Origin of the sequence: Pseudomonas sp. SK3(2021), assembly GCF_016772375.1 — a bacterium.
GTDB classification, from domain to species: domain Bacteria; phylum Pseudomonadota; class Gammaproteobacteria; order Pseudomonadales; family Pseudomonadaceae; genus Aquipseudomonas; species Aquipseudomonas chlororaphis_I.
In genome coordinates, this window is the sequence record NZ_CP061943.1 from 5,597,563 (window position 1) to 5,623,754 (window position 26,192).

The 26,192-nt window shown below is 62.9% G+C and carries 30 protein-coding genes; 13 read left to right on the forward strand and 17 right to left on the reverse strand.

Annotated elements, in window-relative coordinates:
* Positions 1-211 precede the first annotated feature (211 nt).
* From IF690_RS24695 to IF690_RS24705, 3 genes are read right to left on the reverse strand one after another with little or no spacing between them, the layout of a single operon-like run.
* The gene (locus tag IF690_RS24695) at positions 212-832 is read right to left on the reverse strand and encodes an SOS response-associated peptidase (RefSeq protein WP_053280831.1); all 621 of its coding nucleotides are present in this window, start codon (positions 830-832) and stop codon (positions 212-214) included.
* A 34-nt stretch (positions 833-866) separates the two neighbouring features.
* Positions 867-1,127, reverse strand: coding sequence for a putative signal transducing protein (locus IF690_RS24700; RefSeq protein WP_202697739.1), 261 nt, complete (start codon positions 1,125-1,127; stop codon positions 867-869).
* 11 nt (positions 1,128-1,138) lie between these two features.
* Positions 1,139-1,321, reverse strand: coding sequence for a CPXCG motif-containing cysteine-rich protein (locus tag IF690_RS24705; protein WP_124322244.1), 183 nt, complete (start codon positions 1,319-1,321; stop codon positions 1,139-1,141).
* 139 nt (positions 1,322-1,460) lie between these two features.
* Here IF690_RS24705 and IF690_RS24710 point away from each other — a divergent pair, with 139 nt between their 5' ends.
* The gene (locus tag IF690_RS24710) at positions 1,461-2,630 is read left to right on the forward strand and encodes a 1-acyl-sn-glycerol-3-phosphate acyltransferase (protein ID WP_202697740.1); all 1,170 of its coding nucleotides are present in this window, start codon (positions 1,461-1,463) and stop codon (positions 2,628-2,630) included.
* 115 nt (positions 2,631-2,745) lie between these two features.
* Here IF690_RS24710 and IF690_RS24715 read toward each other — a convergent pair whose 3' ends face one another.
* Positions 2,746-3,033 (reverse strand): hypothetical protein, encoded by a 288-nt coding sequence (locus tag IF690_RS24715; RefSeq protein ID WP_023967359.1) that lies wholly within the window; start codon positions 3,031-3,033, stop codon positions 2,746-2,748.
* A 187-nt stretch (positions 3,034-3,220) separates the two neighbouring features.
* Here IF690_RS24715 and IF690_RS24720 point away from each other — a divergent pair, with 187 nt between their 5' ends.
* Positions 3,221-3,427, forward strand: coding sequence for a hypothetical protein (locus IF690_RS24720; RefSeq protein WP_009050770.1), 207 nt, complete (start codon positions 3,221-3,223; stop codon positions 3,425-3,427).
* Positions 3,428-3,573: 146 nt separating this feature from the next.
* On the opposite strand, the gene IF690_RS24725 is transcribed toward IF690_RS24720, so the two are convergent.
* Positions 3,574-4,158, reverse strand: a complete 585-nt coding sequence (locus IF690_RS24725; RefSeq protein WP_009045547.1) for a YajG family lipoprotein — start codon at positions 4,156-4,158, stop codon at positions 3,574-3,576.
* A 206-nt stretch (positions 4,159-4,364) separates the two neighbouring features.
* On the opposite strand from IF690_RS24725, the gene IF690_RS24730 reads away from it, so the two are divergent.
* Together IF690_RS24730 and mqo are read left to right on the forward strand one after the other, a co-directional pair.
* Entirely contained in the window at positions 4,365-4,598 is a 234-nt protein-coding gene (locus IF690_RS24730; RefSeq protein ID WP_202697741.1) for a hypothetical protein, read from the forward strand.
* A 733-nt stretch (positions 4,599-5,331) separates the two neighbouring features.
* Entirely contained in the window at positions 5,332-6,843 is a 1,512-nt protein-coding gene (mqo, locus tag IF690_RS24735) for a malate dehydrogenase (quinone) (RefSeq protein WP_202697742.1), read from the forward strand.
* A gap of 92 nt (positions 6,844-6,935) precedes the next feature.
* Here mqo and IF690_RS24740 read toward each other — a convergent pair whose 3' ends face one another.
* The 4 genes from IF690_RS24740 to IF690_RS24755 all read right to left on the reverse strand — a co-directional run bounded on the left by IF690_RS24740 (position 6,936) and on the right by IF690_RS24755 (position 8,977).
* Positions 6,936-7,223: a PA4642 family protein gene (locus IF690_RS24740; protein ID WP_202697743.1), complete on the reverse strand. Its 288-nt coding sequence runs from the start codon at positions 7,221-7,223 to the stop codon at positions 6,936-6,938.
* A gap of 63 nt (positions 7,224-7,286) precedes the next feature.
* Positions 7,287-7,772 (reverse strand): hypothetical protein, encoded by a 486-nt coding sequence (locus IF690_RS24745; protein WP_202697744.1) that lies wholly within the window; start codon positions 7,770-7,772, stop codon positions 7,287-7,289.
* Positions 7,773-7,942: 170 nt separating this feature from the next.
* Positions 7,943-8,416 (reverse strand): WbuC family cupin fold metalloprotein, encoded by a 474-nt coding sequence (locus IF690_RS24750; RefSeq protein WP_202697745.1) that lies wholly within the window; start codon positions 8,414-8,416, stop codon positions 7,943-7,945.
* A gap of 3 nt (positions 8,417-8,419) precedes the next feature.
* Entirely contained in the window at positions 8,420-8,977 is a 558-nt protein-coding gene (locus IF690_RS24755) for a hypoxanthine-guanine phosphoribosyltransferase (protein ID WP_007928381.1), read from the reverse strand.
* A gap of 166 nt (positions 8,978-9,143) precedes the next feature.
* Between IF690_RS24755 and upp the strand changes: the two genes are divergently transcribed.
* Positions 9,144-9,782, forward strand: coding sequence for a uracil phosphoribosyltransferase (upp, locus tag IF690_RS24760; RefSeq protein WP_007928379.1), 639 nt, complete (start codon positions 9,144-9,146; stop codon positions 9,780-9,782).
* A 2-nt stretch (positions 9,783-9,784) separates the two neighbouring features.
* Positions 9,785-11,059 (forward strand): uracil-xanthine permease family protein, encoded by a 1,275-nt coding sequence (locus tag IF690_RS24765; RefSeq protein WP_202697746.1) that lies wholly within the window; start codon positions 9,785-9,787, stop codon positions 11,057-11,059.
* Between the two features lie 88 nt (positions 11,060-11,147).
* Here IF690_RS24765 and hemH read toward each other — a convergent pair whose 3' ends face one another.
* Together hemH and IF690_RS24775 are read right to left on the reverse strand one after the other, a co-directional pair.
* Entirely contained in the window at positions 11,148-12,164 is a 1,017-nt protein-coding gene (hemH, locus tag IF690_RS24770) for a ferrochelatase (protein WP_202697747.1), read from the reverse strand.
* A gap of 13 nt (positions 12,165-12,177) precedes the next feature.
* Positions 12,178-13,080, reverse strand: coding sequence for a TIGR01777 family oxidoreductase (locus tag IF690_RS24775; protein ID WP_202697748.1), 903 nt, complete (start codon positions 13,078-13,080; stop codon positions 12,178-12,180).
* Positions 13,081-13,276: 196 nt separating this feature from the next.
* Here IF690_RS24775 and IF690_RS24780 point away from each other — a divergent pair, with 196 nt between their 5' ends.
* From IF690_RS24780 to IF690_RS24800, 5 genes are all read left to right on the forward strand, one after another.
* Positions 13,277-14,260, forward strand: a complete 984-nt coding sequence (locus tag IF690_RS24780; RefSeq protein WP_202697749.1) for an NAD(P)/FAD-dependent oxidoreductase — start codon at positions 13,277-13,279, stop codon at positions 14,258-14,260.
* Positions 14,261-14,561: 301 nt separating this feature from the next.
* Positions 14,562-15,512 carry a YbgA family protein gene (locus IF690_RS24785; RefSeq protein WP_202697750.1) on the forward strand — a complete coding sequence of 317 codons (951 nt, stop codon included), beginning with the start codon at positions 14,562-14,564 and terminating at the stop codon, positions 15,510-15,512.
* Positions 15,513-15,515: 3 nt separating this feature from the next.
* On the forward strand, positions 15,516-16,454 hold the full coding sequence (locus tag IF690_RS24790) for a MerR family transcriptional regulator (RefSeq protein WP_202697751.1): 939 nt from the start codon (positions 15,516-15,518) through the stop codon (positions 16,452-16,454).
* Positions 16,455-16,468: 14 nt separating this feature from the next.
* Positions 16,469-17,914: a deoxyribodipyrimidine photo-lyase gene (phrB, locus tag IF690_RS24795; protein ID WP_202697752.1), complete on the forward strand. Its 1,446-nt coding sequence runs from the start codon at positions 16,469-16,471 to the stop codon at positions 17,912-17,914.
* A gap of 65 nt (positions 17,915-17,979) precedes the next feature.
* Entirely contained in the window at positions 17,980-18,285 is a 306-nt protein-coding gene (locus IF690_RS24800) for a YkgJ family cysteine cluster protein (protein WP_202697753.1), read from the forward strand.
* A gap of 8 nt (positions 18,286-18,293) precedes the next feature.
* Here the strand turns inward: IF690_RS24800 and IF690_RS24805 are convergent, their stop codons facing one another.
* The 6 genes from IF690_RS24805 to hemA form a co-directional block, all read right to left on the reverse strand.
* Positions 18,294-18,812, reverse strand: coding sequence for an acyloxyacyl hydrolase (locus tag IF690_RS24805; protein WP_202697754.1), 519 nt, complete (start codon positions 18,810-18,812; stop codon positions 18,294-18,296).
* A gap of 116 nt (positions 18,813-18,928) precedes the next feature.
* Complete coding sequence (gene murI, locus IF690_RS24810; protein WP_202697755.1) at positions 18,929-19,720, reverse strand: glutamate racemase; 792 nt, start codon at positions 19,718-19,720, stop codon at positions 18,929-18,931.
* Positions 19,713-20,468, reverse strand: a complete 756-nt coding sequence (locus tag IF690_RS24815; protein WP_202697756.1) for a molybdopterin-synthase adenylyltransferase MoeB — start codon at positions 20,466-20,468, stop codon at positions 19,713-19,715. Before IF690_RS24815 ends, murI begins: the two co-directional genes overlap by 8 nt.
* Positions 20,462-21,292: a peptide chain release factor N(5)-glutamine methyltransferase gene (gene prmC, locus IF690_RS24820; protein WP_202697757.1), complete on the reverse strand. Its 831-nt coding sequence runs from the start codon at positions 21,290-21,292 to the stop codon at positions 20,462-20,464. The genes IF690_RS24815 and prmC overlap by 7 nt, the downstream gene beginning before the upstream one ends.
* A 5-nt stretch (positions 21,293-21,297) precedes the next feature.
* Positions 21,298-22,380, reverse strand: a complete 1,083-nt coding sequence (prfA, locus tag IF690_RS24825; RefSeq protein ID WP_023967391.1) for a peptide chain release factor 1 — start codon at positions 22,378-22,380, stop codon at positions 21,298-21,300.
* The gene (hemA, locus tag IF690_RS24830; protein ID WP_009050788.1) at positions 22,377-23,663 is read right to left on the reverse strand and encodes a glutamyl-tRNA reductase; all 1,287 of its coding nucleotides are present in this window, start codon (positions 23,661-23,663) and stop codon (positions 22,377-22,379) included. Before hemA ends, prfA begins: the two co-directional genes overlap by 4 nt.
* A gap of 181 nt (positions 23,664-23,844) precedes the next feature.
* Between hemA and IF690_RS24835 the strand changes: the two genes are divergently transcribed.
* A complete protein-coding gene (locus tag IF690_RS24835; RefSeq protein WP_202697758.1) occupies positions 23,845-25,569 on the forward strand; it encodes a tetratricopeptide repeat protein in 1,725 nt (574 codons plus the stop codon).
* A gap of 4 nt (positions 25,570-25,573) precedes the next feature.
* Positions 25,574-26,191 carry a lipoprotein insertase outer membrane protein LolB gene (lolB, locus tag IF690_RS24840; RefSeq protein WP_202697759.1) on the forward strand — a complete coding sequence of 206 codons (618 nt, stop codon included), beginning with the start codon at positions 25,574-25,576 and terminating at the stop codon, positions 26,189-26,191.
* Position 26,192 lies beyond the last annotated feature (1 nt).

The window sequence follows — 26,192 nt, forward strand, 5'->3', positions numbered from 1 at the left end:
CGCAAAGCAGGCGTGCCCCATGCGAAGGCTGGAGGTCCTGCGGACTTTGCGCAGTCTTCGGCGGCAACTACAGGAATTGCGGCGCGACTCAAGAAACCGACACGGGCTCTGTAGCCGCTGCCGCAGGCTGCGATCGAGCTGGGCGGCATTTCGTGCCAAGCGCTCGCTGATTCAGGCCACACGATTCCGGATTGGAGCCACAGGGAGGGCGTCAGCCCGGGGTCAGGCATTCCGGGGCATTGAGCTTGGGGTCGTTCACCAGGTTGGCCAGCACCCGCTCGCGCAAGGCAGCCGGCGGGCTGGCCAGCAAGGCTTGCAGCACTGGCAAGGGCGTCTCGGGATCGAGCCAGGCTTCCTGGCCCTGGGCATCGAGGATCAATGGCCGACGCTGACTGGCCGCCGGCTGGGTGACCACCGCGGTGCTCAGCCAGACCTGTTCCTGCACCGGATAGGCTTCCCAGATCGCCGCGAAGAACAGCGACGAACCCTCCCCTGGCGTCAGCCAGTACGGGCGCTTGCGGGTGCCGCCGCGCCATTCGTAAAAACCGTTGGCCGGCAGCAGGCAGCGGCGCTGGCGAAAGGCTTCGCGGAACATCGGCTGTTCGGCCAGGGTTTCGGCACGGGCATGGGCCGGGGTGCGCGACAGATCGGTCAGCCAGGGCGGCGTCAGGCCCCAGCGGGCGCGGGCGAGGTTGCGCTGGCCGTCGCTGCTGCGCAGGATCAGCACCGAATCGTTGGGCGAAATATTCCACTGCGCCTGCTGATCCGCCGGGAATCCGGGCAAGGCGGCAAACGCTTGGTTCCAGCGAAACAGGGCATAACGTCCACACATGGGGCAAACAACTCTCGGAAAATCGACGGCCAGCCTAACAGATCAGCACACCGGCATGATTGGCCGGCTCGTCGCCAGGTATCGGCAGCGCGGCATTGTACGCGGCGATCAGCTCCCGGGCGTATTGCGCCTGGTCGTTATCCACCGCCAGCCCGAGCAGGCCGAACATCGGCAACTCCCCGGTACCGCCGAGCAAATCCCGCCCCACCAGATGCGCTTCGATCCCCTCGCTGGCCAGCATGCCCTGGAGCAATTCCCCTTCCAGCAGGTTTTCCGGTTCGTAGATTCGCCGCATAAAGCCCCCCGTCATTCGTTTTCGCTGCGCACCTCGAGCATCCATTCCTGACCGTCGGTCTGCAGCGTGAACACAATGGGCCGACAGCAGACCGGACAGTCCTCGATGTACTGCTGATCGCCCCCGGACAGGTCCAGCACGGCCTCGGCGTCTTCCCCGCAGTAGGGGCATTGATAGTGCTCGGTTTCCAGCATCGCGGCCTCCGGAGTGACTTGTGCGTATAATCGCCGGTCTATTTGCAGGGCTATTGAGATCTGAGCTTACTTTTCAGACCGCGCCCGGCTATTTTTCGATCCAAACTTTTTCTTACCTAGCCGTTTCCAACAAGAGAGCATGATGGGCGAATTCGATGCCATCCGACCTTACGACGACAGTGAAGTACCAGCGGTGCTGGCAAGGCTGCTCGGCGACAAGGCGTTTCTAGATATCCTCACCCACTTCCGCTTCCCGCGCTTTGCCGGCGCTTTCGGCTGGCTGCTCAAACCCCTTATAGCTCATCGGCTGCGTCGTGAGTTCGCCGCAGTCACTTCGGTGGCGACCCTGCAGGACAAGGTCGAGTTCTACGTCGACCACACCATCGAACGGGCCACCGACGGCGTGACCTACACCGGGGTCGAGCAATTCAAGTCCGGCAGCGCCTATCTGTTCATCGCCAACCACCGCGACATCGTGATGGACCCGGCCTTCGTCAATTACGCGGTGTACCACGCTGGGTTGCCGACCCCGCGCATCGCCATCGGCGACAACCTGCTACAGAAGCCTTTCGTCAGCGACCTGATGCGCCTGAACAAGAGCTTCATCGTGCACCGTTCGATCACCGGTCGCCGGGAAAAAATGGCCGCCTACCAACTGCTGTCGGCCTACATCAACCACTCGATCCGCAACGATTGCGCGTCGATCTGGATCGCCCAGGCCGAAGGCCGGGCCAAGGACGGCGACGACCGTACCGAGTCGGCAATCCTCAAGATGTTCCACATGAGCCGCAAGGACGAGCCGTTCGGCGAGGTCATCCAGTCGCTGAACCTGACCCCGGTGTCGATCAGCTACGAATACGATCCTTGCGATCAGGCCAAGGCCCGCGAGCTGTATATCCGCGCCACCACCGGCAGCTATACCAAGGCTCCAGGCGAGGACGACATCAGCATCGCCAAGGGCATCACCGGCTATAAAGGCCGGGTCCACGTGAACTTCGCCGCACCGATCAGCGAACTGTTCGAGGACACCAAGCAATTGGCGGCGGAGATGGACCGGCAGATCCTCGGCGGTTACCGCCTGTTCCCGGTGCACTACCTGGCTTACGCCCAGTGGAGCGGTGCCGATCCGGCGCTGCAAGTGCCAAGCGCGGCCCAGGTGTTCCCGGCGGACGAACTGGCCAAGGCCCAGGAAGAGTGGCAACGGCGCCTGGACGCCTGCCCGGAAGAGTATCGCCCGTACCTGGTGCTGCAATATGCGACGCCGGTGCGCAATCAGTATCGGGTCAAGGCGGGACTGGCCTTGCCATAACGCTCACCGCACACGACAACGGCGCCTTCGGGCGCCGTTGTCGTTTCTGTACGTTGATTGCGAGTAACGCCCCTTGTAGGAGCGAGCATGCTCGCGATAGCGATCGCCGGGCCTATCAGAACCGGGTGCTGACCCACGACACCAGCAATGCCAGCCCCAGGCAGGCAAAACCGAAGCGGTAGAAGAACCGGTTCATGCGCAAGGTCGCATCGTCCAGCACCTGCGCCGGCAGTTCCTGGGAGCGGGATCGATCCTGGGCGGCCAGATTGGCCAGCGCGCGCTGTTCGCGACGTCGGGTGGCGTGCAACAACCAGCTACCGGGAAAGGCGAACAGCAAGGCAAGAATATTGATCAGCTTGGCGGGGTGGGCGCTGAACAGCGACCAGATCAGTTGCAGCGACATCACGAACCTCGAATGAAACCGGATAACGAGCCCTGGCGGCTCGCGGCGCGGATTTTACCCAAAGGCCCACTTTCTGCCTGGGCTTTCCGACAGATAACAACCCGCTGGCCGGTTAATTCGCCCTGTCATACGTTCGTCATACAAACAGGCCAGTGTGGCGCCCCTCGAAACCGACACGGAGCTTGTCATGCTGCACGCAGAAAACCAGGATCGCCTCTACCTGATCGCCCCCAGCGACGAACAGGAAGCCTTGGTCGGTGGCCTGGCCTTCAACGTCCAGGACCGCCACTGGCTGGTGTATTGCGCCCTCGGCGGGCACCAGCATGCCGACCTGCCGGAAACCGACCTGCTGACAGGGGTCAGCGTGCTGGATTTTTACGTCGAGGCGGCGTGAGGCGAGGCTTTAAACATATCGACAGCCAATAAAAAGCCCGGCTTCTGTGGAAGCCGGGCTTTTTGTGTACAGCGCCGAAACCGTCAAGCAAGGCCCTTCGGGCCTTATCGTCCGAACGCGGCCCGAGCCCGCGGCAGCGGCTACCATCATTCGCCGAGGATCTGGCCGATGCTCGGGTCCTTGAACAGGCGGGTCAAGGCATCGCTGAGTACGTCGCTGACCAGCTTGGTATTGGTTTCCTGGTTCGGCGCCATGCCGAAACGCTGGTCCAGGGACGCGCCGTAACGACCGCTGTAGCGGCGGTTGGCGTTCTGCACATCGGAGCGGAAAGTCGCGCCGATGGTGGCTTCAGTCACGTACAGGCCTTCCTTGGGCGACTGATACTTCAGCTCGGCCAGGGTCACGGTCAGTTGCGGAGCGTTCAGCGCGTTGGCGGTCGGAGTAAAGCCCAGCAGGCGCACCGCGGCTTCGGCCTGGGCCTGCAGCTTCGGCAGGATCTGCGCGCCCTGGACGGTAATCGCGCTGGTTTCAGGGTAAAGCCCGCCACGGGTACCCAGGGTCGGCGACGGACGGCCGTCGACCACTTTCACTACCACAGGCTGGCCATGGCCGACCGGCGCGAGCTGAGTAGTGAGCTTCGGTTCCGGGCTGAGTTGTTGCGGGCTATGGGCGCAACCAGCGAGCGTCAAACTGGTCACAGTGATCAAACCGAACAACAGGCGTTGCAACATGCTCATTTCTCCAGAAATCAGGCACAGACAGGCGCGCAGTATAGCGGGGGTCGGCGGCCGCTAACCAGCGGCCCGGCGCGAGTCAGTCAGCTCTCATACAGGTTCGGTACCAGGCGCTTGCTGTAACCTCCCCGTCACGAGCGTTACATGGCCATGTAACGCCCAGGCGGCATTCTTCATCGCAACTGCCCAACAGGTACATCGCCATGCATTTCCTCTGGTCCTTGTTCGCTCCGCGCCAGAAATACCGCAGCTTCGCCAAGCTCGACCCCCAGGGCCGTTGCCAGGCGTTCAAACACTGCAAAGTGCCGCCAATGGGCGACGGCTGGGTGGAAATCGAGGAAATCCGTCTCAACTGGTTGCACCAGCCGCTGCCCGCCAGCGCCCGTGTCAGCCCACGCCTTGCCCGCGCCCGGGTGCAACCGATGATGGCTACCTGACCAAAAGCCTAATAAAAGTCATTAAACAGGATCATTTCTGCGCGTTTCTTCGTTACAATCTCCCCCCGATTATAAGGACGTCTCCTGATCGGGCCTCGCAGCATCGCTGACGCATCAGCCTCAGCTCCCCCGCATTGCCCACAGAGAGCCGCCCACACAGATCGAGTGAAGCCGGCGTGCTTGCTGTTCATCTTGCAAACCACCGCTTTTCGCGCATCTGCAGAGCTGCCATTGCTCGGCCACTGAGCTGTTCGCCCGTTAATGCCACGTGTTTCCATGTCGGCATTCACCCCTCGGGCCGGTGCCAGGCTTGGACAGCCCTTTTTTGAGGTTCACGTCTTCAAAAGAGCGTGAAAAAACGGGTTTTCACAACTTCACAAGAGTGTGGCGAGCAAATGAATAGTTTTGCGTCTGTACTGGCACCATTAGCGTCTACAACAGCCCGATTACACAGGACCGAGCACGCCTCAGATACTTGCGCTTGAAGCCTGTCCGCTACGGATTTGGTTGCACAAACGGACTCTTGACCATAAGTCGAATTGCCCCCCCTGCCCTGAAATGCGTTCATACGCGGATCAGGCCCGGTTGGTAGCGTCCGTCGAAGTTGCGAAAAATTGCGAAGATTCGGACATGGCGATCCTGGCCATGAGTGACCCGGGGCATAACGTGAACCGCCCCCTACTCCTGGCAGCTATGCCGTCAATTTGGTGCTGCAGATTTTGGAGACGCGTTAATGGCGCATAACGAAGCAGTAGACGTCGTATTGGTTGGGGCCGGCATCATGAGTGCCACCCTCGCTGTACTGCTCAAAGAACTCGACCCCGCGATCAAGCTGGAAGTCGTCGAGCTGATGGATTCGGGTGCCGCGGAGAGTTCCAACCCGTGGAACAACGCCGGTACCGGCCACGCCGGCCTCTGTGAGCTGAACTACACGCCACAGGCCGCCGACGGCTCCATCGATATCAAGAAAGCCGTGCACATCAACACCCAGTTCGAGGTGTCGAAGCAGTTCTGGTCCTACCTGACCAAGAAAGGCACCTTCGGCTCGTCCAAGTCCTTTATCAGCCCGGTGCCACACCTGAGCTTCGTCCAGGGCGAGAGCGGTGTGTCCTTCCTGAAGAAGCGCTATGAAGTGCTGAGCAAGCACCACGCTTTCGCGGACATGGAATACACCGAGGACAAGGCCAAGATGGCCGAGTGGATGCCGCTGATGATGCCTGGCCGCCCGGCTGACGAAGTCATCGCCGCCACCCGCGTGATCAACGGCACCGACGTCAACTTCGGCGCCCTGACCAACCAGTTGCTCAAGCACCTGACCAGCGCACCCGATGCCCAGGTCAAGTACTGCAAGCGCGTGACCGGTCTGAAACGCAACAAGGACAACGGCTGGACCGTGAGCATCAAGGACGTCAACAGCGGCAACAGCCGCGACGTCGACGCCAAGTTCGTGTTCCTCGGTGCCGGCGGCGCGGCGCTGCCGTTGCTGCAGGCTTCGGGCATCGAGGAAAGCAAAGGCTTTGGCGGCTTCCCGGTCAGCGGCCAGTGGCTGCGTTGCGACAACCCGGAAGTGGTCAAGCGGCACCAGGCCAAGGTCTACAGCCAGGCGGCCGTGGGTTCGCCACCCATGTCGGTGCCGCACCTGGACACCCGGGTGGTCGATGGCAAGAAGTCCCTGCTGTTCGGACCTTACGCCGGCTTCACCACCAAATTCCTCAAGCACGGTTCTTTCATGGACCTGCCGCTGTCGGTTCGCGCCGGCAACATCGGCCCGATGCTGGCCGTGGCTCGCGACAACATGGACCTGACCAAGTACCTGGTCAGCGAAGTGATGCAATCCATGGAACAACGCCTGGAATCCCTGCGCCGCTTCTACCCTGAAGCCAAGGCCGAAGACTGGCGCCTGGAAGTGGCCGGCCAGCGGGTGCAGATCATCAAGAAAGATCCGAAGAAAGGCGGCGTGCTGCAGTTCGGCACTGAACTGGTCGCAGCCAAGGACGGCTCCCTCGCCGCCCTGCTTGGCGCTTCGCCAGGCGCTTCGGTGACTGTCTCGATCATGCTCGAACTGATCGAGCGCTGCTTCCCGGCCAAGGCGACCGGTGAGTGGGCCAGCAAGCTCAAGGAAATCTTCCCGGCCCGTGAAAAGGCCCTGGAAACCGACGCCACGCTGTATCGCAAGATCAATAGCGAGAACAACGTCAGCCTGGAGCTGGTCGAGCAGAGCAGCGAAGCCGAAAGCTACGCTTAAGCCACGCCCATGAAAAACGCCCCGCTCTCTTGGAGAACGGGGCGTTTTTTTTATGGCCGCTTAAAGACAACCACAGCCGGGGCGACGAGCTTTCAACCGTGGGCTTTCTCGATCAGTTCGATGTAGTCGGCGGCGTTGCGCTGGTCCTGGACCAGGGCCACGAAGTCCTTGCCGTGTTCGTCCTTGCCGTCCAGGTCGTAGCCGGCCTCGACGAAGAACACCAGGAAACGCTCGAAGTCGTCGATACGCAGGCCACGATAGGCCTTGATCAGCTTGTGCAGGGACGGCGAAGTGGCGTCGGCCGGCTCGAAATCGAGGAACAGTTTGATCTGCGCATCGCCGATCTCGTCACCAATCACTTGTTTCTTATCTTTACGCATTGCCGACTCCAGCTCGCAGACATTTCACGGGGCAGGCAGTTTACCCCCAGGCCGCGTCGGGCCTCAACGCGAGCGTACCGCGCCGGTGTGCAGATCGGCCCAGATGTGGCCGTTGGCATAGCTGAGGAACTGGCAATACACCGTGTCGTTGCGCAGCAGGTCCATCACCACCCGATACTGGGCCAGCGGGTAGAACAGGGTGAGGGTCTTGGTCTTGTCGTCGAACTGCGGTTTTTTCAGGCTTTTGCTCTCGCCGTCAAAATTCACCAGCACCTGGCTGATGGTCGCACCCTTGTTCAGCGGCTTGCCCTTGAGACGGACCAGCAGCGGCGAAGTGACCGGGATCGGTTGCTGGTTGGATTGGCGCTGGCTGCCGATGACCACCGAGTACTCGGTGACCTGCAACAACTGTTGCTGCTCGGGGGCGGCATCCCGCAGGGTCAGCTCATCGGGGGGCAGGAACTGCGCGTGCATGGGCGCCGGGGCGGCGGCCAGGGGCAGGCTCAGGATCAGAACAAAGGCCGCGCAACTGCGAATCAACAGGCTCATGAGGGACTCCAGGCAAGGGTGATGCACTCTAGCATGGGTTGTCCTTTGCACCCTGTAGCCGCTGCCGCAGGCTGCGATAGGTCCGCAGGACCTCTGACATCCTTGAGATCGCTACGAGCGTGCCACTCGATCGCAGCCTGCGGCAGCGGCTACAGGAGCGAGGATGGCGCTCAGTCGAACTGGGCGCGCATCCAGGCCTGGTATTCGGCCACACCCGGCTCACCTTCGCGGGGAGCCCAAGCGGCCAGTTCACCTTCGCCGACCGGACGATAAGGCCCGGCCTTGCATTCGAACATCAGGCTATCGGGCTCAAGCACCACCAGGCCGTGGTAGATACCGACCGGCAGGTCGACGCCCAGGCAATCCCCACCCGCCTGCAGCACACGTTTACCCAACAGCTGACCGGCGTCGTCGAAAATCAGCAGGCCCAGGCGCCCCTTGAGCACCAGCAGGGTCTCGGCCTTGTCGTCGCTCAGGTGGCGATGGGGAGGGATGTAGGTGGATGGTTGCAGCCCCACCGCCAAGCGGTGACAAGGCTCTTGCATCTGATGGAAGTTGTGGTGGTGGCGACCACGGGGGCTGGCCGAGGCTTTTTCGGCCAGTTCGGCAAACAGCGACTGATCCAGAAAGCTCGGCCCGCTCATGATTTACATGCCCTTGACGGCAAAGATGCCGGCGGCGTTGCGCCAGTAACCCTTGTAGTCCATGCCGTAACCGAAGATGTAGCGGTCCACGCATGGCAGGCCAACGTAGTCGGCTTTCAAGTCGGGACGGGCCTTGCGGTCGTGGTCCTTGTCGATCAGCACGGCGGTGTGCACCGCGCGGGCACCGGCGTGTTTGCAGAAGTCGATGATCGCGCCCAGGGTATGACCTTCGTCGAGGATGTCGTCGATGATCAGCACGTCACGGTCGATGAAGGACACTTCCGGCTTGGATTTCCAGAACAGCTCGCCGCCGCTGGTTTCATTGCGATAGCGGGTGGCGTGCAGGTAGGAAGCTTCCAGCGGGAATTTAAGATGGGTCAGCAGCTTGCCGGAGAAGATCAGGCCACCGTTCATCACGCAGAACACCACCGGATTGCGCTCCGCCAGTTGTTCATTGATTTGTGCACCGACTCGGGCGATGGCCGCCTCGACCTCAGCTTCGGTGTACAGGCAGTCAGCCTCGCGCATGATTTGACGGATATGCTCGAGATCAGCGGACATGGCGCTCTCCAGGGGGGTGGCAGTTTCGGAAAAGCGAGCAAAGGTACGCATCCGGCCCGGTCGAATCAAGCGTTTCTGGACTAACGTACTGAGATGTCTATAGGACAACACCCTCGGATAGATTAATCTAGGCCGGTTTTTTTGCCCGCCGCCGGAGCCTTTCCCTATGCCCATCCGTGAGATCCGCCATCCGCTGATCCGACACAAACTTGGCCTTATGCGCCGCGCCGACATTAGCACGAAGAACTTCCGCGAGCTCGCTCAGGAAGTCGGTGCCCTGCTGACGTACGAAGCCACCAAGGACCTGCCGCTCGAATCCTATGAGATTCCGGGTTGGTGCGGCCCTGTCCAGGTCGAGAAGATCGCCGGCAAGAAGATTACCGTGGTGCCGATCCTGCGCGCCGGTATCGGCATGCTCGAAGGCGTGCTCAGCCTGATCCCGGGCGCCAAGGTCAGCGCCGTGGGCGTGGCCCGCAATGAGGAGACTCTGCAGGCGCACACTTACCTGGAAAAACTGGTTCCGGAAATCGACGAACGCCTGGCCATGATCATCGACCCGATGCTCGCCACCGGCAGCTCCATGGTCGCGACCATCGACCTGTTGAAAAAGGCTGGCTGCAAGGACATCCGCGCCATGGTGCTGGTCGCCGCCCCCGAAGGCATCGAAGCCGTCGAGAAAGCTCACCCGGACGTGACCATCTACACCGCTTCCATCGATCAGAAACTCAACGAGCACGGCTACATCATCCCGGGCCTGGGCGATGCCGGCGACAAGATCTTCGGCACCAAGCAGAAGGACGCCTGAGCATGCGGGATGAGTTCAACGATCCGCTCTGGCGCCAGGTGCTGTCTGGCGCGCAGATGCTCTTCGTGGCCTTTGGCGCGTTGGTGTTGATGCCGCTGATTACCGGTCTCGACCCCAACGTGGCGCTGTTCACGGCGGGTCTCGGGACTCTGTTGTTCCAGCTCGTGACCGGGCGCCAGGTACCGGTATTCCTGGCCTCCAGCTTTGCCTTCATCACCCCGATCATTCTCGCCAAGGGCCAGTTCGGCCTGGCCGCGACCATGGGCGGCGTGATGGCGGCCGGTTTCGTTTATACCTTCCTGGGCCTGGCGGTGAAGATCAAGGGCACCGGTTTCATCGACCGGCTGCTGCCGCCGGTGGTGATCGGTCCGGTGATCATTTCCATCGGCCTGGCCATGGCGCCGATCGCCGCCAACATGGCGATGGGCAAGGCCGGCGACGGCACCGAGTTGATTCATTACCAGACGGCGATGCTGATCTCGATGCCGGCGCTGCTCACCACCCTGATCGTCGCGGTGTTCGGCAAAGGCATCTTCCGCCTGGTGCCGATCATCTCAGGGGTGCTGGTGGGGTTTGCCCTGTCGTTCTACTTCGGCGTGGTCGATACCGCGAAGATCGCCGCGGCGCCCTGGCTGGCCCTGCCGCACTTCACCGCGCCGGAGTTCAACTGGCAGGCGATCCTGTTCATCGTTCCTGTGGCCCTGGCACCCGCCATCGAACACATCGGCGGGGTGATCGCAGTCGGCAGCGTGACCGGTCGCGACTACCTGAAGAAGCCCGGCCTGCATCGCACCCTGTTCGGTGACGGCATCGCCACCACTGCCGCCGGCCTGTTCGGCGGTCCGCCCAATACCACCTATGCCGAAGTGACTGGCGCGGTGATGCTGACCAAGAACTACAACCCGAAAATCATGACCTGGGCGGCGATCTTCGCCATCAGCCTGGCGTTTATCGGCAAGTTCGGCGCACTGCTGCAAAGCATTCCGGTACCGGTGATGGGCGGGATTCTCTGCCTGTTGTTCGGCTCGATCGCAGCGGTGGGCATGAACACCCTGATCCGTCACAAGATCGACCTGGGCGAAGCCCGCAACCTGGTGATCGTCTCGGTGACCCTGGTGTTCGGGATTGGCGGGGTATTGATCGGTACCGGTACCGGTCCGGACGACTTCGGCCTGAAAGGGATCGCCCTGTGCGCCATCGTCGCGATTGCGCTGAACCTGATCCTGCCGGGCAACGACAGCTGGAAGAACAAGAGGGCTGACGAGCCGCTGATCTGAGGATCCGCGTCAGCCGGAAACCTGTCACGGGCCAGCCTCGCTCCTACAGACGCTATTGCCGTAGGAGCGAGGCTGGCCCGCGATGCTTTTACAACGCCAAGGGCGCACGCTCGCACAAGGCGTTCAATGCCTTGGCCCATTGCGGGTCGTCGTTCAGGCACGGCACCAGCACCAATTCCTCCCCTCCCGCTTCGCGGAACTGCTCGCGACCGCGATCGCCGATCTCTTCCAGGGTCTCGATGCAGTCGGCGACGAACGCCGGGCACATCACCAGGATCTTCTTCACCCCCTGCCGGGCCAGTTCATCCAGATGAGCCTCGGTATAAGGCTCGATCCATTTGGCACGCCCCAGACGGGACTGGAACGACACCGACCACTTGTCGTCCGGCAGCCCCATGCGCTCGGCGAACGCCCGGGCCGTGTTCAGGCACTGGCCGCGGTAACAGGTGGCGGCCACCTCGGGGGTCGCGTCGCGGCAGCAATCGCCTTCCAGGCTGTGGCCGGGATTGAGCTTTTTCAGGTGCCGTTCGGGCAAGCCATGGAAGCTCAGCAGCAAATGATCGAAGTCCTGTTGCAGGTGTGGCCTGGTACTGGCCACCAGTGCGTCGAGGTACTCCGGCTGATCGTAAAACGGTTGCAGCACCGAAAGCTGCACATCCAGCTTCTTGTCCCGGATCACCCGCCGGGCCTCTTCCACCACCGTGGTCACGGTGCTGTCGGCAAATTGTGGATAGAGCGGCGCCAGGGTGATCTTCTTCTGCCCCTGGGCCACCAGACGCACTAATGCCGACTCGATGGACGGCTCGCCATAACGCATCGCCAGTTCCACCGGGCCGTGCTTCCACTCACTCGCCATGGCGTCCTGCAAACGGCGGCTGAGCACCACCAGCGGCGAACCCTGCTCCCACCAGATCGAGGCGTAGGCATGGGCCGACTGCTCCGGGCGCTTGACCAGAATCAGCGACACCAGCAGCCGCCGGACCGGCCACGGCAGATCGATCACGTAAGGGTCCATCAGGAATTGATTGAGGTAGCTGCGCACATCCGCCACCGAGGTGGAGGCCGGCGAACCCAGGTTGACCAGGAGCAACGCGTGATCGGTCATGCAACGTCCTATTTCAGAGGCGGCTGGACAAGTCGTCCAGGGCCGCACGCAAATCAGTGAACTGGAAAGTGAATCCGGCGGCCAACAACCGCGCAGGGACCGCGCGCTGCCCCCCCAGCAACAACAACGACAACTCCCCCAGGCCGACGCGCAAGACAAAGGCCGGCACCGGCACTACCGCCGGCCGGTGCAAGACGCTGCCCAGGGTCTTGGCGAACTCGCGATTGCGCACCGGCTTGGGCGCGCAGGCATTATAAGGACCGCTGGCATCACTGCGGTGCAGAAGAAAATCAATCAGGGCGATTTGATCCTTGATATGAATCCACGGCATCCACTGCCGACCGTTGCCGATCGGCCCGCCCAGGGCCAGCTTGAAGGGCAGCAGCAAGCGCGACAAAAAGCCGCCCTCGGCCGCCAGCACCAGGCCCGTACGAATCAGTACCACCCGCACGCCCATGGCTTCGGCACGTTGCGCGGTCTCCTCCCAGGCGATGCACAATTGGCTGGCGAAGTCCTCGCTGACGGGGGGCGAGTCCTCGTTCAGCTCGCGCTCCCCGCCATCGCCGTACCAGCCCACCGCCGACCCGGAGATCAACAACCCGGGTTTCTGCTTACGGCTTTCCAGCCAGGCCAGCAGCTTTTCCGTCAGGGTAATGCGGCTGCTCCAGAGCAGCGCCTTGCGCTTGTGGGTCCAGGGTCGATCGGCGATCGGCGCTCCCGCCAGGTTGATAATGGCGTCGACCGGTTCCTCCGCAAGTTCGTCCAGGCGGGCGATGCCGCGGACCTGAGTGCCACACAGTTTGGGCACCTCGGCAGGCCGACGACTCCATACGGTCAACTGATGGCCCTGGGTCAGCCAGTGACGGCAGAGTTGACGTCCTATCAAACCAGTACCGCCGGTCAGCAATATGTGCATGACATCTTCCTCGCGTGGCGTTTTACCCGGATCACTAGTCTATTTTTATAAGCAGGGATCTTTTCAATCGGGCAGGCTCTGTGTTTAACAATAGGACACCCTGTAAAACCGATAGCGCCGAAAGTTATACCAAAAAACAAAATTGTACAGATTTTAACGACGGCGTAGTCTGCACAGAAAGGTAAACGAGGCCCCTATGACCGTACCCATCGCAATCATCGGTACCGGCATCGCCGGACTCTCCGCCAGCCAGGCGCTGAGAGACGCCGGGCATGTCGTGCAACTCTTCGACAAGAGCCGCGGCAGCGGCGGGCGTATGTCCAGCAAGCGCAGCGACGCCGGCGCGCTGGATATGGGCGCTCAGTATTTCACCGCCCGCGACCGGCGCTTCGTCACCGAAGTCCAGCGCTGGCAAGCCAATGGCTGGGCCGCCGAATGGGCGCCGCAGCTGTACAACTTCCATGGCGGCCAGCTCACCCCGTCGCCGGACGAACAGACCCGCTGGGTCGGCACCCCGCGCATGAGCGCCATTACCCGTGGCTTGCTGGGTGAAACGGAGGTGCATTTCGCCTGCCGCATCACCGAGGTCTACCGCGGTGAACAGCATTGGCACCTGCAGGATGCCGAAGGTTTCACCCACGGCCCGTTCAGCCACGTGATCATCGCCACGCCGGCCCCCCAGGCCACCGCCCTGCTGGCCGCCGCGCCGAAGCTGGCGAGCGCCGCCGCCGGGGTGAAAATGGACCCGACCTGGGCTGTCGCCCTGGCATTCGAGACCGCGCTGGAAACCCCGGTGGAAGGCTGCTTCGTACAGGACAGCCCGCTGGACTGGCTGGCCCGCAACCGCAGCAAGCCAGGACGCGACAACAGCCTCGACACCTGGGTCCTGCACGCCAGCAGCACCTGGAGCCGCCAGCACATCGACCTGCCGAAAGAAGCGGTGATCGAACAGCTGCACGGCGCATTCGCCGAACTGCTGCACAGCGCCATGCCTGCCCCGAGCTTCAGCCTTGCCCACCGCTGGCTCTACGCCCGCCCGGCCAGCAGCCATGAGTGGGGAGCCCTGGCGGATGTCGACCTGGGACTCTATGTGTGCGGCGACTGGTGCCTGTCCGGTCGCGTCGAAGGGGCCTGGCTCAGCGGGCAGGAGGCGGCCCGCCGGTTGCACGAAAACCTGTAAGCGCATCACCCCGCGTAACGTAGCTGCTGTCGCCATGGACAGCAGCCTGTCTCCTCCGCTCCAAAACCCGAAACACCCTTCTGCTGATCGGACTGTTCCGTGAAAGCACGCACTCATGAGTCAGTCAGCCACTCATCGAACGGGTACAGTCCGGCGCCCTCCAGATGAGCAAGAAATGCCCGAAAGGCTCCGCGGCGCAAACTTGTACAAAATACTTTGACTTGCACACCTTTGATCCTATGATGAGGCAAAGTTGTACAAAATCTTATTTTTGTACACAAAAATCCGGAGCGCCCTTCATATGCCCAACAAACCGAGAATCGCCATCAGCGCCTGCCTGCTGGGTGCGCCTGTGCGCTACAACGGCGGGCATCAGGAATCGCGCCTGTGCAGCCAGGCCCTCGCTGAGTTTTTCGAGTTTGTCCCGCTGTGCCCGGAAGTCGCCATCGGCCTGGGCACCCCCCGCGAACCGATCCGCCTGGTGGGCGATCCGCGGCAACCGCGGGCCGTTGGCAGCGTCAATCCAGCCATGGATGTCACCCAGGCCCTCACGGATTACGGCCAGCGCATGGCCGCTGAACTGGACAACCTCTGCGGCTACATCTTCATGCAGAAATCTCCGTCCTGCGGCCTGGAGCGGGTCAAGGTCTACCAGGACCAGGGCCGTCCCGCCGAGCTCAGCGGGCGCGGTATCCATGCCCAGGCGTTCTGCAGCCGCCATCCGGACCTGCCGGTGGAAGAAGACGGCCGGCTCAAGGATCCAGTGCTGCGGGAAAACTTCCTGACCCGGGTGTTCGCCTACAGCGCCTGGCAGGATGTGCTCAGGCAAGGCCTGACCCGGCGCCGCCTGACCGACTTTCACGCGCGCTACAAGTACCTGTTGATGGCCCACAACCCGGTGCAATACAAAACCCTCGGCAACCTGCTGGGCAGCATGGGCCGAGGCGACCCGGCGCAAGTCGGCCCGCGTTATTTCAGCCAGTTGATGGTGGCCCTGAAAAAGTGCGCCACCCGCCGGACCCACAGCAACGTACTGCAACACATCAGCGGCTATCTCAAGCAAGCCATCAGCCACGAAGACAAACAGGAAATGCAGCACCTCATCGGCCAGTACCGCCACGGCATCGTGCCGCTGGTCGTGCCGCTGACCCTGCTCAAGCATCACCTGCGCCGGCACCCCGATCCCTACATCGCGCAACAGGTCTACCTGCAGCCCCATCCGGAAACTCTCAGCCTGCGTAATGCGCTCTGAACCATGAACGACTCCACGTTCGACGACCCGGATGCAGCCGCCAGCGAATCCGATCGCACCCACGGGCAAGGCTGGTTGCCAATTCGCGAGGTAACCCGCCAGACCGGGGTCAACGCTGTCACCCTGCGCGCCTGGGAACGCCGTTACGGGCTGATCGTGCCGCAGCGCACCGCCAAGGGCCACCGGCTGTTTTCGAACGAGCACGTGCAACGCATTCTGAAGATCCTGACCTGGCTCAATCGCGGCGTGGCGGTCAGCCAGGTCAAGCACTTGCTGGACGCCGAGCCCGCACCCGGCGAAGCGACCCGCAACGACTGGCACCTGCAACGCCAGGGCCTGATCCAGGCCATCAGCCAACTGGCCGAGCGCCAGGTCGACGAAAGCGTCAACCAGGCCATGGCGCTCTACCCGCCGCGAACCTTGTGCGAACACCTGCTGCTACCGCTGCTGGAGGAACTCGAACAGCGCTGGCAGGGCCGCTTCGGCATGCAGATGGAACGGGTGTTTTTCCATTCCTGGCTGCGCAGCAAATTCGCCATGAGGGTCTATCACAACAACCGCCAGTTGCAAGGCGCCCCGCTGCTGCTGATCAATCATTCGGGCCTGCCGCTGGAGCCACACCTGTGGCTCTGCGCCTGGCTGATCAGCAATAGCGACTGCCCGGTGGCAGTCTTCGACTGGCCGCTGCCCCCCGGTGAGCTGGCCCTGGCCGTCGAGCGCCTGAAAGCGCGCGGCGTGCTGCTGTACGCGAGCCGGTCGATCAACCTGCGGCAACTGCCCCGCCTGCTCGGCGGCCTCGACCGCCCGACATTCATCGTCGGCCCCGCAGTGAGCATCCACCACGCCGAACTGGCCACCTGCAGCAACCAGATCGCCCACCTGCACCTCGCCACAGACCCGCTCTCGGCGCACCAGGCCCTGACCGGGCTAGGACTTCTCTAAATACAGGAACGCCCATGCAACTGATCTGGCTACGCAGCGACCTGCGCCTGCATGACAACACCGCGCTGAGCGCCGCCACCCAGCGCGGGCCGACTGTGGCCCTGTACCTGCTGAGCCCGCGGCAATGGCAGGCGCATGACGATGCGCCGTGCAAGGTCGACTTCTGGCTGCGCAACCTGGAGCAGTTGAGCAGCGACCTGGCCCGGCTGAACATCCCGCTGCTGGTTCGCCAAGCGCCGAGTTGGGAACAGGCGCCCCAGGTGCTGCTGCAGCTGTGCCGGGAACTGGCCATCGAGGCGCTGCACGTCAACGAGGAATACGGTATTCACGAGAGTCGCCGCGATACGGCGGTGGCCAGCCTGCTGAAGAGCCAGGGCGTGAGCTTCCACAGCTACCTCGACCAGTTGCTGTTCCGTCCCGGCAGTGTGCTGACCAGGAGCGGCGGCTACTTTCAGGTCTTCAGCCAGTTTCGCAAGGTCTGCTATCACCGGCTGCACAGCGCCCTGCCGCCACGGCTCGCGGCTCCCAGGGCGCAAGTCGCGCTGAGGATAAAGGCCGATGCGGTGCCCCGGCAGGTCGAAGGGTTCCCGACACCCGGCCCGCACCTGCAGGCACTCTGGCCAGCCGGTGAAACCACGGCGCAACAACGCCTGGCGCATTTTGCCGAGGCCCGGCTCGACCACTACCAGGCCGAGCGCGATTTTCCGGCCAAGCCCGGCACCAGCCAGCTTTCGCCCTACCTCGCCGCCGGCGTGCTGTCGCCACGCCAATGCCTGCACGCGGCGCTGCAAAACAACCGGGGCGAGTTCGCCAGCGGCAGCCCCGGCACGGTCACCTGGATCAACGAACTGCTCTGGCGCGAGTTCTACAAGCACATCCTGGTGGGCTACCCACGGGTGTCCCGGCACCGGGCCTTCCGCCCGGAAACCGAAGCCGTGGCCTGGCGCGATGCCCCCGATGAGCTGGCGGCCTGGCAGCAGGCGCGCACCGGCCTGCCGATCATCGACGCGGCCATGCGCCAGTTGCTGGAAACCGGTTGGATGCACAACCGCCTGCGGATGATCGTGGCGATGTTCCTGACCAAGAACCTGCTGATCGACTGGCGCCAGGGCGAGCGTTTTTTCATGCGCCACCTGATCGACGGCGACCTGGCGGCGAATAACGGTGGCTGGCAGTGGAGTTCATCCACCGGCACCGACTCGGCGCCCTACTTCCGGATCTTCAACCCGTTGAGCCAGTCGCAGAGGTTCGACAGCCAAGGGACTTTCATCAGGCACTGGCTGCCAGAGCTGGCGGGGCTGAATGAAAAAGATATCCACAACCCGGCCACCATGGGCGGCCTGTTCGGCGTGGCCGGTTACCCGCCACCGATGGTCGATCTGTCGATGTCCCGCGAACGCGCCCTGGCAGCCTTCAAGAACCTGCCGTCACGAGAGGTTGCCGAGACGTATCAGGAGTGAGGGGGCGGCAGGCGCCCGTCAGTGGTTTCACACAGCCTGCGGCCACTGCCTTACACTGCGCGCCTATGACCACTATTCCTGTCACCCAGATCGCCGAAGCGGCGGTCACCTGCTCGAGCTGCGCGGCCTGCTGCTGCCAACTGGAAGTGATGCTGATCACCGAAACCGGGGTGCCCGAACGTTTTATCGACACCGACGATTGGGGTGGCGAAGTCATGCTGCGGCTGGATGATGGCTGGTGCGCCGCACTGGATCGCAACAGCATGCTGTGCAGCATCTACGAACAACGGCCACTGATCTGCCGAGAGTTCGAAATGGGGGAGGCGGACTGCCTCAACGAACGCCGCGGCATCGCCACGGCGTATCGCTGAAAAGGGTCTTACAACGGCATGGTGTAATGCAGCGAGTAGCTCTCTACACCGTCGTTGGGCGTCGCGATACCAGCGTTGGAATAGTGCGTGGCACGGAGACCGACTTCATGCCCGCCGTTGAAACGCAGGCCGAAACCGAAGCGGTCCTCGAACTGGAACGCCGAACCGAGCTTGTTGTCCTCCACCTCGGTGTTGGCGAACAGCGCCACGCCGATCCCCGCCTCGATGTAAGGCTTGATGTTCTGCCCGGCAAATTCGTACACCAGCACCGGCGAGAACGACAGGCTGTGGTTGCTGGACTTCTCGTCGCCATCCCAGAAGGTATAGGCGCCGCTCCAGTAGCCGGTCAGGCGACCGACATCGCTTTGCAGCCAGCTTTTATCCCAATCGAATTGCATGCCCAGGCGATAGGTCTGGGTCGAATCGCCGGTCTGCCCCACCGAAAACTCGACACCGGCCGCCTGTGCCGAAAAACTTTGCCCCAATAGTGCGGCTGCAAGTGCAGCCAAACAAAACACTCGTCTCATCAGGAACATCCTTTTCAAACGATTTGTATGGTGTTGTACAGATTCCGCAGACACGTTAATAGAAATCTGCGCTTGAACAGAAGTTCAGCGCAAATCAGCGCTCCTGCAGGATTTATTTATAAAGCGAAGCCTTGCACCTCTCCCGCTTCTTTCCAGAGCAGCGGCAGGATATGTCTGAAGTGATACGGATCGCCACTGGTCCAGAACTGAGCCTGGCGTGCAGGCCCCGCCGCCAACAGCTCGCGCTCGCCCAGCAGGCGCTCCAGCTGGCGGGCCACCGCGGCCCCGGTATCGATCAGGCTGATGTCCTCGGGAATCATCGTCTTGAGCAACGGCTTGAGAAACGGATAGTGAGTGCAGCCAAGGATGATGGTGTCGCAGCCAGCCGCCAGCAGCGGCTCGACATAACCCTGCAGCAGTTGGCGCAACGCGGGGCTGTGCAGGTCACCGGCCTCGATCCGTTCCACCAGGCCCGGGCATGGCCGGGTAATGACCTTGATGTCGGTGGCGAAACGATCGAGCAAGGCGGCGAACTTGGCACTCTGCAAGGTCCCGGTGGTGGCCAGCACGCCGACTACACCGCTGCGGGTAGCGGCGGCAGCCGGCTTGACCGCGGGCTCCATGCCGACGATGGGCCAGTCCGGATAGTCCCGGCGCAGCTCGGCGACGCCGGCCACGGTCGCGGTGTTGCAGGCCAGCACCAGCGCCTTGGCACCCTGCTCGCGGAAAAAACCGGCGACCAGGCTGCAACGTTGACGGATGAATTCGGGGGTTTTCTCGCCGTAGGGAATGTTGCCGCAATCGGCCACATATAGCAGCGACTCATGGGGCAGGCGCTGCTGGATCTCCGCCAGCACCGACAGGCCGCCGACGCCGGAGTCGAAGACACCGATCGGCGCTTCACGCATGCTGGCCTCCACAGATACTGCAGCCTGGGTCACGCTTGACCCGCAGTTCACGAAAGCGCGTGCCCAGGGCATCGATCAACAACAGGCGGCCCACCAGCGGCTCGCCGAACCCCACCAGCAGCTTCAACGCCTCGAGCGCCTGCAGGCTGCCCACCAGGCCCACCAGCGGCCCGACCACGCCGGCTTCGCTGCAGGTCAGCTCGGCTTCGCTGCCGTGCCCATATAAACAGTGGTAGCACGGGCTCTCGGGACGCCGTGGGTCGAACACCGACAGCTGCCCTTCCAGGCGAATCGCCGCGCCACTGACCAGCGGCTTGCCGGCGGCGACGCAGGCGGCGTTCACCGCCTCGCGGGTCGAGAAGTTGTCGGTGCAATCGAGCACCAGGTCCACCGCCGTGACCGCGGCCGCCAGGGAGTCGGCATCCAGCGCGGCACGATGGGGCACCAGCTGGATCTCGGGATTGATCGCGGACAGGCGACGCATCGCCGAATCGACCTTGCTCAGGCCGACGCTGTCGGTGTCATGGATGACCTGGCGTTGCAGGTTGGTCAGGTCGACCGTGTCGAAGTCGGCCAGGTGCAGCTCGCCAACACCCGCGGCGGCCAGGTACAAGGCCACCGGAGCGCCCAGGCCGCCCAGGCCGACGATCAATACGCGGCTGGCCTTGAGTCGCAACTGGCCGTCGATGTCGACGTGCTGCAACAGAATATGCCGGCTGTAGCGCAACAACTCCTGATCGTTCAGCACGACAGCCGCCCCAGGCTGATGCGCTCATGCCCCCCCAGGTCGACACGGCTGTGCACCTCGGCGAACCCTTGGCCGAGTAACAGGTCGCGCACCGCCGGTGCCTGGTCGTAGCCATGCTCCAGCATCAGCCAGCCGCCGGCTTCGAGGTGCCCTGGCGCCTGGGCAATGATCAGGCGCAGATCGTCCAGCCCGTCCTTGCCCGCGACCAGCGCGCTCTCCGGCTCGAAACGCACATCGCCGGCCGCCAGGTGCGGGTCGGCGTCGGCGATATAGGGCGGATTGCTGATGATCAACTGATAACGCTCGCCTTGCAGGGCGCTGAACCAATGGCTGCTCAGCACCGTGACATTGTCCAGTTGCAGGCGCTGGCGATTGCGTTCGGCCAGGGCCACGGCTTCCAGCACCCGGTCGACCGCGGTGACCCGCCATGCCGGGCGCTCACTGGCCAGGGCCAGGGCGATGGCGCCGCTGCCGGTACCCAGGTCGAGCACCTTGGCCGGTGTGGCGGGCAGCAGTTCCAGCGCCGCCTCCACCAGCAATTCGGTGTCGGGACGCGGGATCAGGGTGTGTGGCGCCACTTCCAGGTCGAGTTTCCAGAAGCCCTGTTGGCCAAGGATATAGGCCACCGGCTCGCCGGAGCGGCGCCGCTGCAGGTAACTGGCGAAAGTCAGTGCCGCTTCGCTGGGCACGATCCGCTCGGGCCAGGTGTGCAGGAAGCTGCGCGGCTTGCCCAGGGCAGCGGCCAGCAACAACTCGGCATCCAGACGGGCCGTCGGTGAGTCGGGCAATTGGGCGGCGCGCAACAGGCTGGCGATGATGGTCATTGTGTTTACTCGCCCAGCGCCGCAAGTTGATCCGCCTGGTATTCGGCCAGCAGCGGCTCGATCACCGCTTCGACGCCGCCAGCGAGGATTTCATCGAGGGAGTAGAGGGTCAGGTTGACGCGGTGATCGGTCACCCGGCCCTGGGGAAAGTTGTAGGTGCGGATGCGCTCGGAGCGGTCGCCCGACCCCACCAGCAGCTTGCGTTCGCTGGCGATCGCATTGGCCGCGGCGCTGGTCTGCTGGTCATTGAGCTTGGCCGACAGCCAGGACATGGCCCGCGCCCGGTTCTTGTGCTGGGAACGTTCTTCCTGGCACTCGACCACGATGCCCGACGGGATGTGGGTGATGCGGATCGCCGAGTCGGTCTTGTTGACGTGCTGGCCACCGGCGCCGGAGGAGCGGTAGGTGTCGATCCGCAGGTCCGCCGGGTTGATCTCGATGGCTTCCTGTTCGTCCGGCTCGGGCAGCACCGCCACGGTGCAGGCCGAAGTATGGATGCGGCCCTGGGATTCGGTGGCCGGCACCCGCTGTACGCGGTGGGCGCCGGATTCGAATTTCAGCTTGCCGTAGACGTTCTCGCCTTCGACCCGGGCGATGACTTCTTTATAGCCACCGTGCTCGCCCTCGTTTTCCGAGAGGATCTCCAGCCGCCAGCCACGCCGCTCGGCATAACGCGAATACATGCGGAACAGGTCGCCGGAGAAGATCGCCGCCTCGTCGCCGCCAGTGCCGGCGCGGATTTCCAGGAACACGTTGCGCCCGTCGTTGGGGTCCTTGGGCAGCAGCATGCGTTGCAGGGTGCTTTCTAGCTCGACCAGTTGCTCCTTGGCCTCGCGGACTTCTTCCACCGCCATTTCGCGCATGTCCGGGTCGCTGTCCTTGAGCAGCGCCTGGGCGCCCTCGAGGTCGGCCTGGACCTTGAGTACCTGTTTATAGGTCTCGACGATCGGCTCGACTTCGGCGTACTCCTTGGAATAGGCGCGGAACTTGGCCTGATCGGAAATGACTTCGGCGTCGCCAAGCAACGCGGTCAGTTCCTCGAAACGGTCCTGGAGGACATCCAGCTTATTGAGCAGTGACGCTTTCATTGCGGTTTTTTATCCGAAGAGTCCGAAGCGCCCTCACCGAGGGCAAAGAGTTCCTGGGCCATGGCCAGCGCATCCAGGCGGCCTTCAGCGGTCAGTTTTTTCAACTGGACGCTGGGCGCATGCAGCAATTTGTTGGTCAGGCCGCGAGCCAGTTGCATCAGGACGTCTTCAGCGCTGCTGCCGTTGGCCAGCATGCGCTGGGCCTTTTGCAATTCCTCGTCGCGCAGGCGCTCGCTCTGCTGACGATACGCCTTGAGCACATCCACCGCAGCCAGCTCGCGCAGGCGCACCATGAAGTCCTCGGCGCCGATGTTCACCAGTTCTTCCGCCGCCTGCGCCGCGCCTTGGCGGCTCTTGAGGTTTTCGGCGACCACTTCGTGGAGATCGTCGACGGTATAGAGGTAAACGTCGTCCAACTCACCGACTTCCGGCTCGATATCCCGCGGAACGGCAATGTCCACCATGAAGATCGGCTTATGCTTGCGCAGCTTCAGCGCGCTCTCCACCGCACCCTTGCCCAGGATCGGCAACTGGCTGGCGGTAGAGCTGATGACGATGTCGCTGTGCACCAACTCCTGAGGGATATCCGACAGCAGCACGGCATGGGCTCCAAACTGTTCGGCCAGGGTGCTGGCGCGCTCCAGGGTACGGTTGGCGACCACGATGCGCTTGACCCCCAGGTCATGCAGGTGGCGGGCGACCAGGGTGATGGTCTCGCCGGCGCCGATCAGCAGTGCCTGGCTGCGCTGCAGATCGCTGAAAATCTGTTTCGCCAGGCTCACCGCGGCAAAAGCCACGGAAACCGGGTTTTCGCCGATGGCGGTGTCGGTGCGCACCTGCTTGGCGGCGCTGAAGGTGGCCTGGAACAGCCGCCCCAGCAGCGGCCCAATGGTTCCGGCTTCACGCGCCACAGCGTAGGCGGACTTCATCTGCCCGAGGATCTGCGGTTCGCCCAGCACCAGCGAATCCAGCCCCGAGGCGACACGCATCATGTGACGAACGGCCGCATCGTCTTCGTGCACATAGGCACTGGCGCGCAGGTCTTCGAGGCTCAGATGGTGGTACTCGGCCAGCCAGCGCAGTACGACATCCGCCGAAAGGTGATCCTGTTCTATATAGAGTTCACTGCGATTACAGGTGGAGAGGATCGCAGCTTCGCGGCTGTCGGTGAGGCGGCAGAGCTGCTGCAAGGCCTCAACCAACTGCTCAGGGGTAAAGGCCACGCGCTCGCGGACGTCTACTGAAGCAGTCTTGTGGTTAATACCGAGTGCGAGGAAGGCCATTCAAGGTCGCTGATGATGTCGAGAAGCCGACAATTGTCCTACTTCGAAAGATTCAGAACAACCACTGCCGACTATTGTCCCAATAGACTGCCTCTGTAAGGCATCCGCTGAGTCTCGGTTATGTTTGGCCGAAGGCTTGTGTCATGATGATCCGACCGCAGGTTAGTCGTCCTCTTCCTATATGAATAGATCTTCCGCGTTGCTCCTCGCTTTTGTCTTCCTCAGCGGCTGCCAGGCCTTGGCCCCCGTTTCCCCGGACGGTACACCGCCGGTCGAAGACAGCACACCGGCTCCTGAAAAGCCCAAGGTTTACTCCTCGTTCAGCGAAGACACGATCTTCAGCCTGCTGAGCGCGGAGCTGGCTGGCCAACGCAATCGTTTCGACATTGCCCTGGACAACTATGTCACCCAAGCCATCAATACCCAGGACCCGGGCATCTCCGAGCGGGCGTTTCGCATCGCCGAATACCTGGGCGCCGACCAGGCCGCGCTGGACACCGCGCTGATCTGGGCGAAAAACGCCCCGCAAGACCTGGAAGCCCAGCGCGCCGCCGCCATCCAACTGGCCCGCACCGGGCGCTACGACGAATCCATGGTCTATATGGAGAAAGTCCTGCTGGGCAAGGGCGATACCCATTTCGATTTCCTCGCGCTGTCGGCCGCCGACACCGATCAGGACACCCGCAACGGCCTGATGAAAAGCTTCGACCGCCTGCTGCAGAAACACCCGAACAACGGTCAACTGGTCTTTGGCAAGGCGTTGCTGCTGCAACAGGACGGCGACACCCGCGAAGCCCTGAAACTGCTGGAGCAGAACCCGCCGGAAGAAGGTGAAATCGCCCCGATCCTCCTGCGCGCCCGCCTGCTGCAGAGCCTCAGCCGCGCCGACGAAGCCCTGCCGCTGCTGGAAAAAAGCATTCGCAAATACCCGGACGACAAGCGCCTGCGCCTGACTTACGCGCGCATGCTGGTCGAGCAGGATCGGATGGACGACGCCAAGGCCCAGTTCTCCAGCCTGGTCCAGCAGTACCCGGAAGACGACGAACTGCGTTACTCCCTGGCGCTGGTCTGCCTGGAAGCCAAGGACTGGGAAGAGGCCAAGGGTTACCTGGAAGACCTGATCGCCCGGGAAAGCCACGTCGACTCGGCGCACCTGAACCTGGGCCGCATCGCCGAAGAGCTCAACGATCCGCAGGGCGCGCTGGTGGAATACGGCCAGGTCGGCCCAGGTAACGACTACCTGCCGGCACAATTGCGTCAGGCCGACATCCTGATGAACAACGGCCGTACCGCCGAAGCCGAAAAACGCCTGGCCGCCGCCCGCGACACCCAGCCGGACTACGCCATCCAGCTGTACCTGATCGAAGCCGAAACCCTGTCCGCCAACAAACAGGGGGACAAGGCCTGGAAGGTTCTCCAGCAAGCCCTGCAGCAATACCCGGACGACGTGAACCTGCTCTACACCCGGGCGATGCAGGCCGAGAAGCGCAACGACCTGGCCCAGATGGAAAAGGACCTGCGCCTGATCATCAAGCGCGAGCCGGACAACGCCATGGCATTGAACGCCCTCGGCTATACCCTGTCGGATCGTACGACCCGCTACGCCGAAGCCAAGGCCCTGATCGAACAGGCCCACCAACTGACCCCGGACGATCCGGCGGTACTCGACAGCCTGGGCTGGGTGAACTATCGCCTGGGCAACCTCGCAGAAGCCGAACGCCTGCTGCGCCAGGCGCTGGAGCGCTTCCCCGACCAGGAAGTCGCCGCGCACCTGGGCGAGGTGCTCTGGGCCAACGGCAAGCAACGCGAAGCCAAACAGATCTGGAGCAAGTTCCTCAAGGACCAGCCCGACAGCCCTATCCTGCGCAGTACCATCAAGCGCCTGACCGGATCAGAGACCCTTTAAGACTATGTTTTTGCGCCACCTTATCGTTTTCAGCTTGATCGCCCTGCTCGCCGGCTGCTCGGGTTTCGGCACCCGCGAATCCGTCGAGGGCCATGGCAGCCCCGCGCTATGGCGCGAACACAAACAGCAGCTGGCCGGCCTCGATGGCTGGCAGATCAACGGCAAGATCGGCATTCGCGCGCCCAAGGATTCGGGCAGCGGCACGCTGTTCTGGCTGCAACGCCAGGATTACTACGATATTCGCCTGTCCGGTCCGCTGGGTCGTGGCGCCGCCCGCCTGACCGGTCGTCCCGGCCAGGTCGCGCTGGAGGTCGCCAACCAGGGACGTTATGAAGCGCCAACCCCGGAAGCCCTGCTCGAAGAACAGCTGGGCTGGAACCTGCCGGTCTCCCATCTGGCCTGGTGGGTTCGCGGGCTGCCCGCCCCCGACAGCAAGAGCCACCTGACCCTGGATGGCGACAGCCGCCTGTCCAATCTCGAACAGGACAACTGGCAGGTCGAATACCTGAGTTACGCACAACAGAGCGGTTACTGGCTGCCCGAGCGGATCAAGCTGCATGGCCGCGACCTTGACGTCACGCTGGTGATCAAGGAATGGCAACCACGCAAGCTGGGGCAGTAAG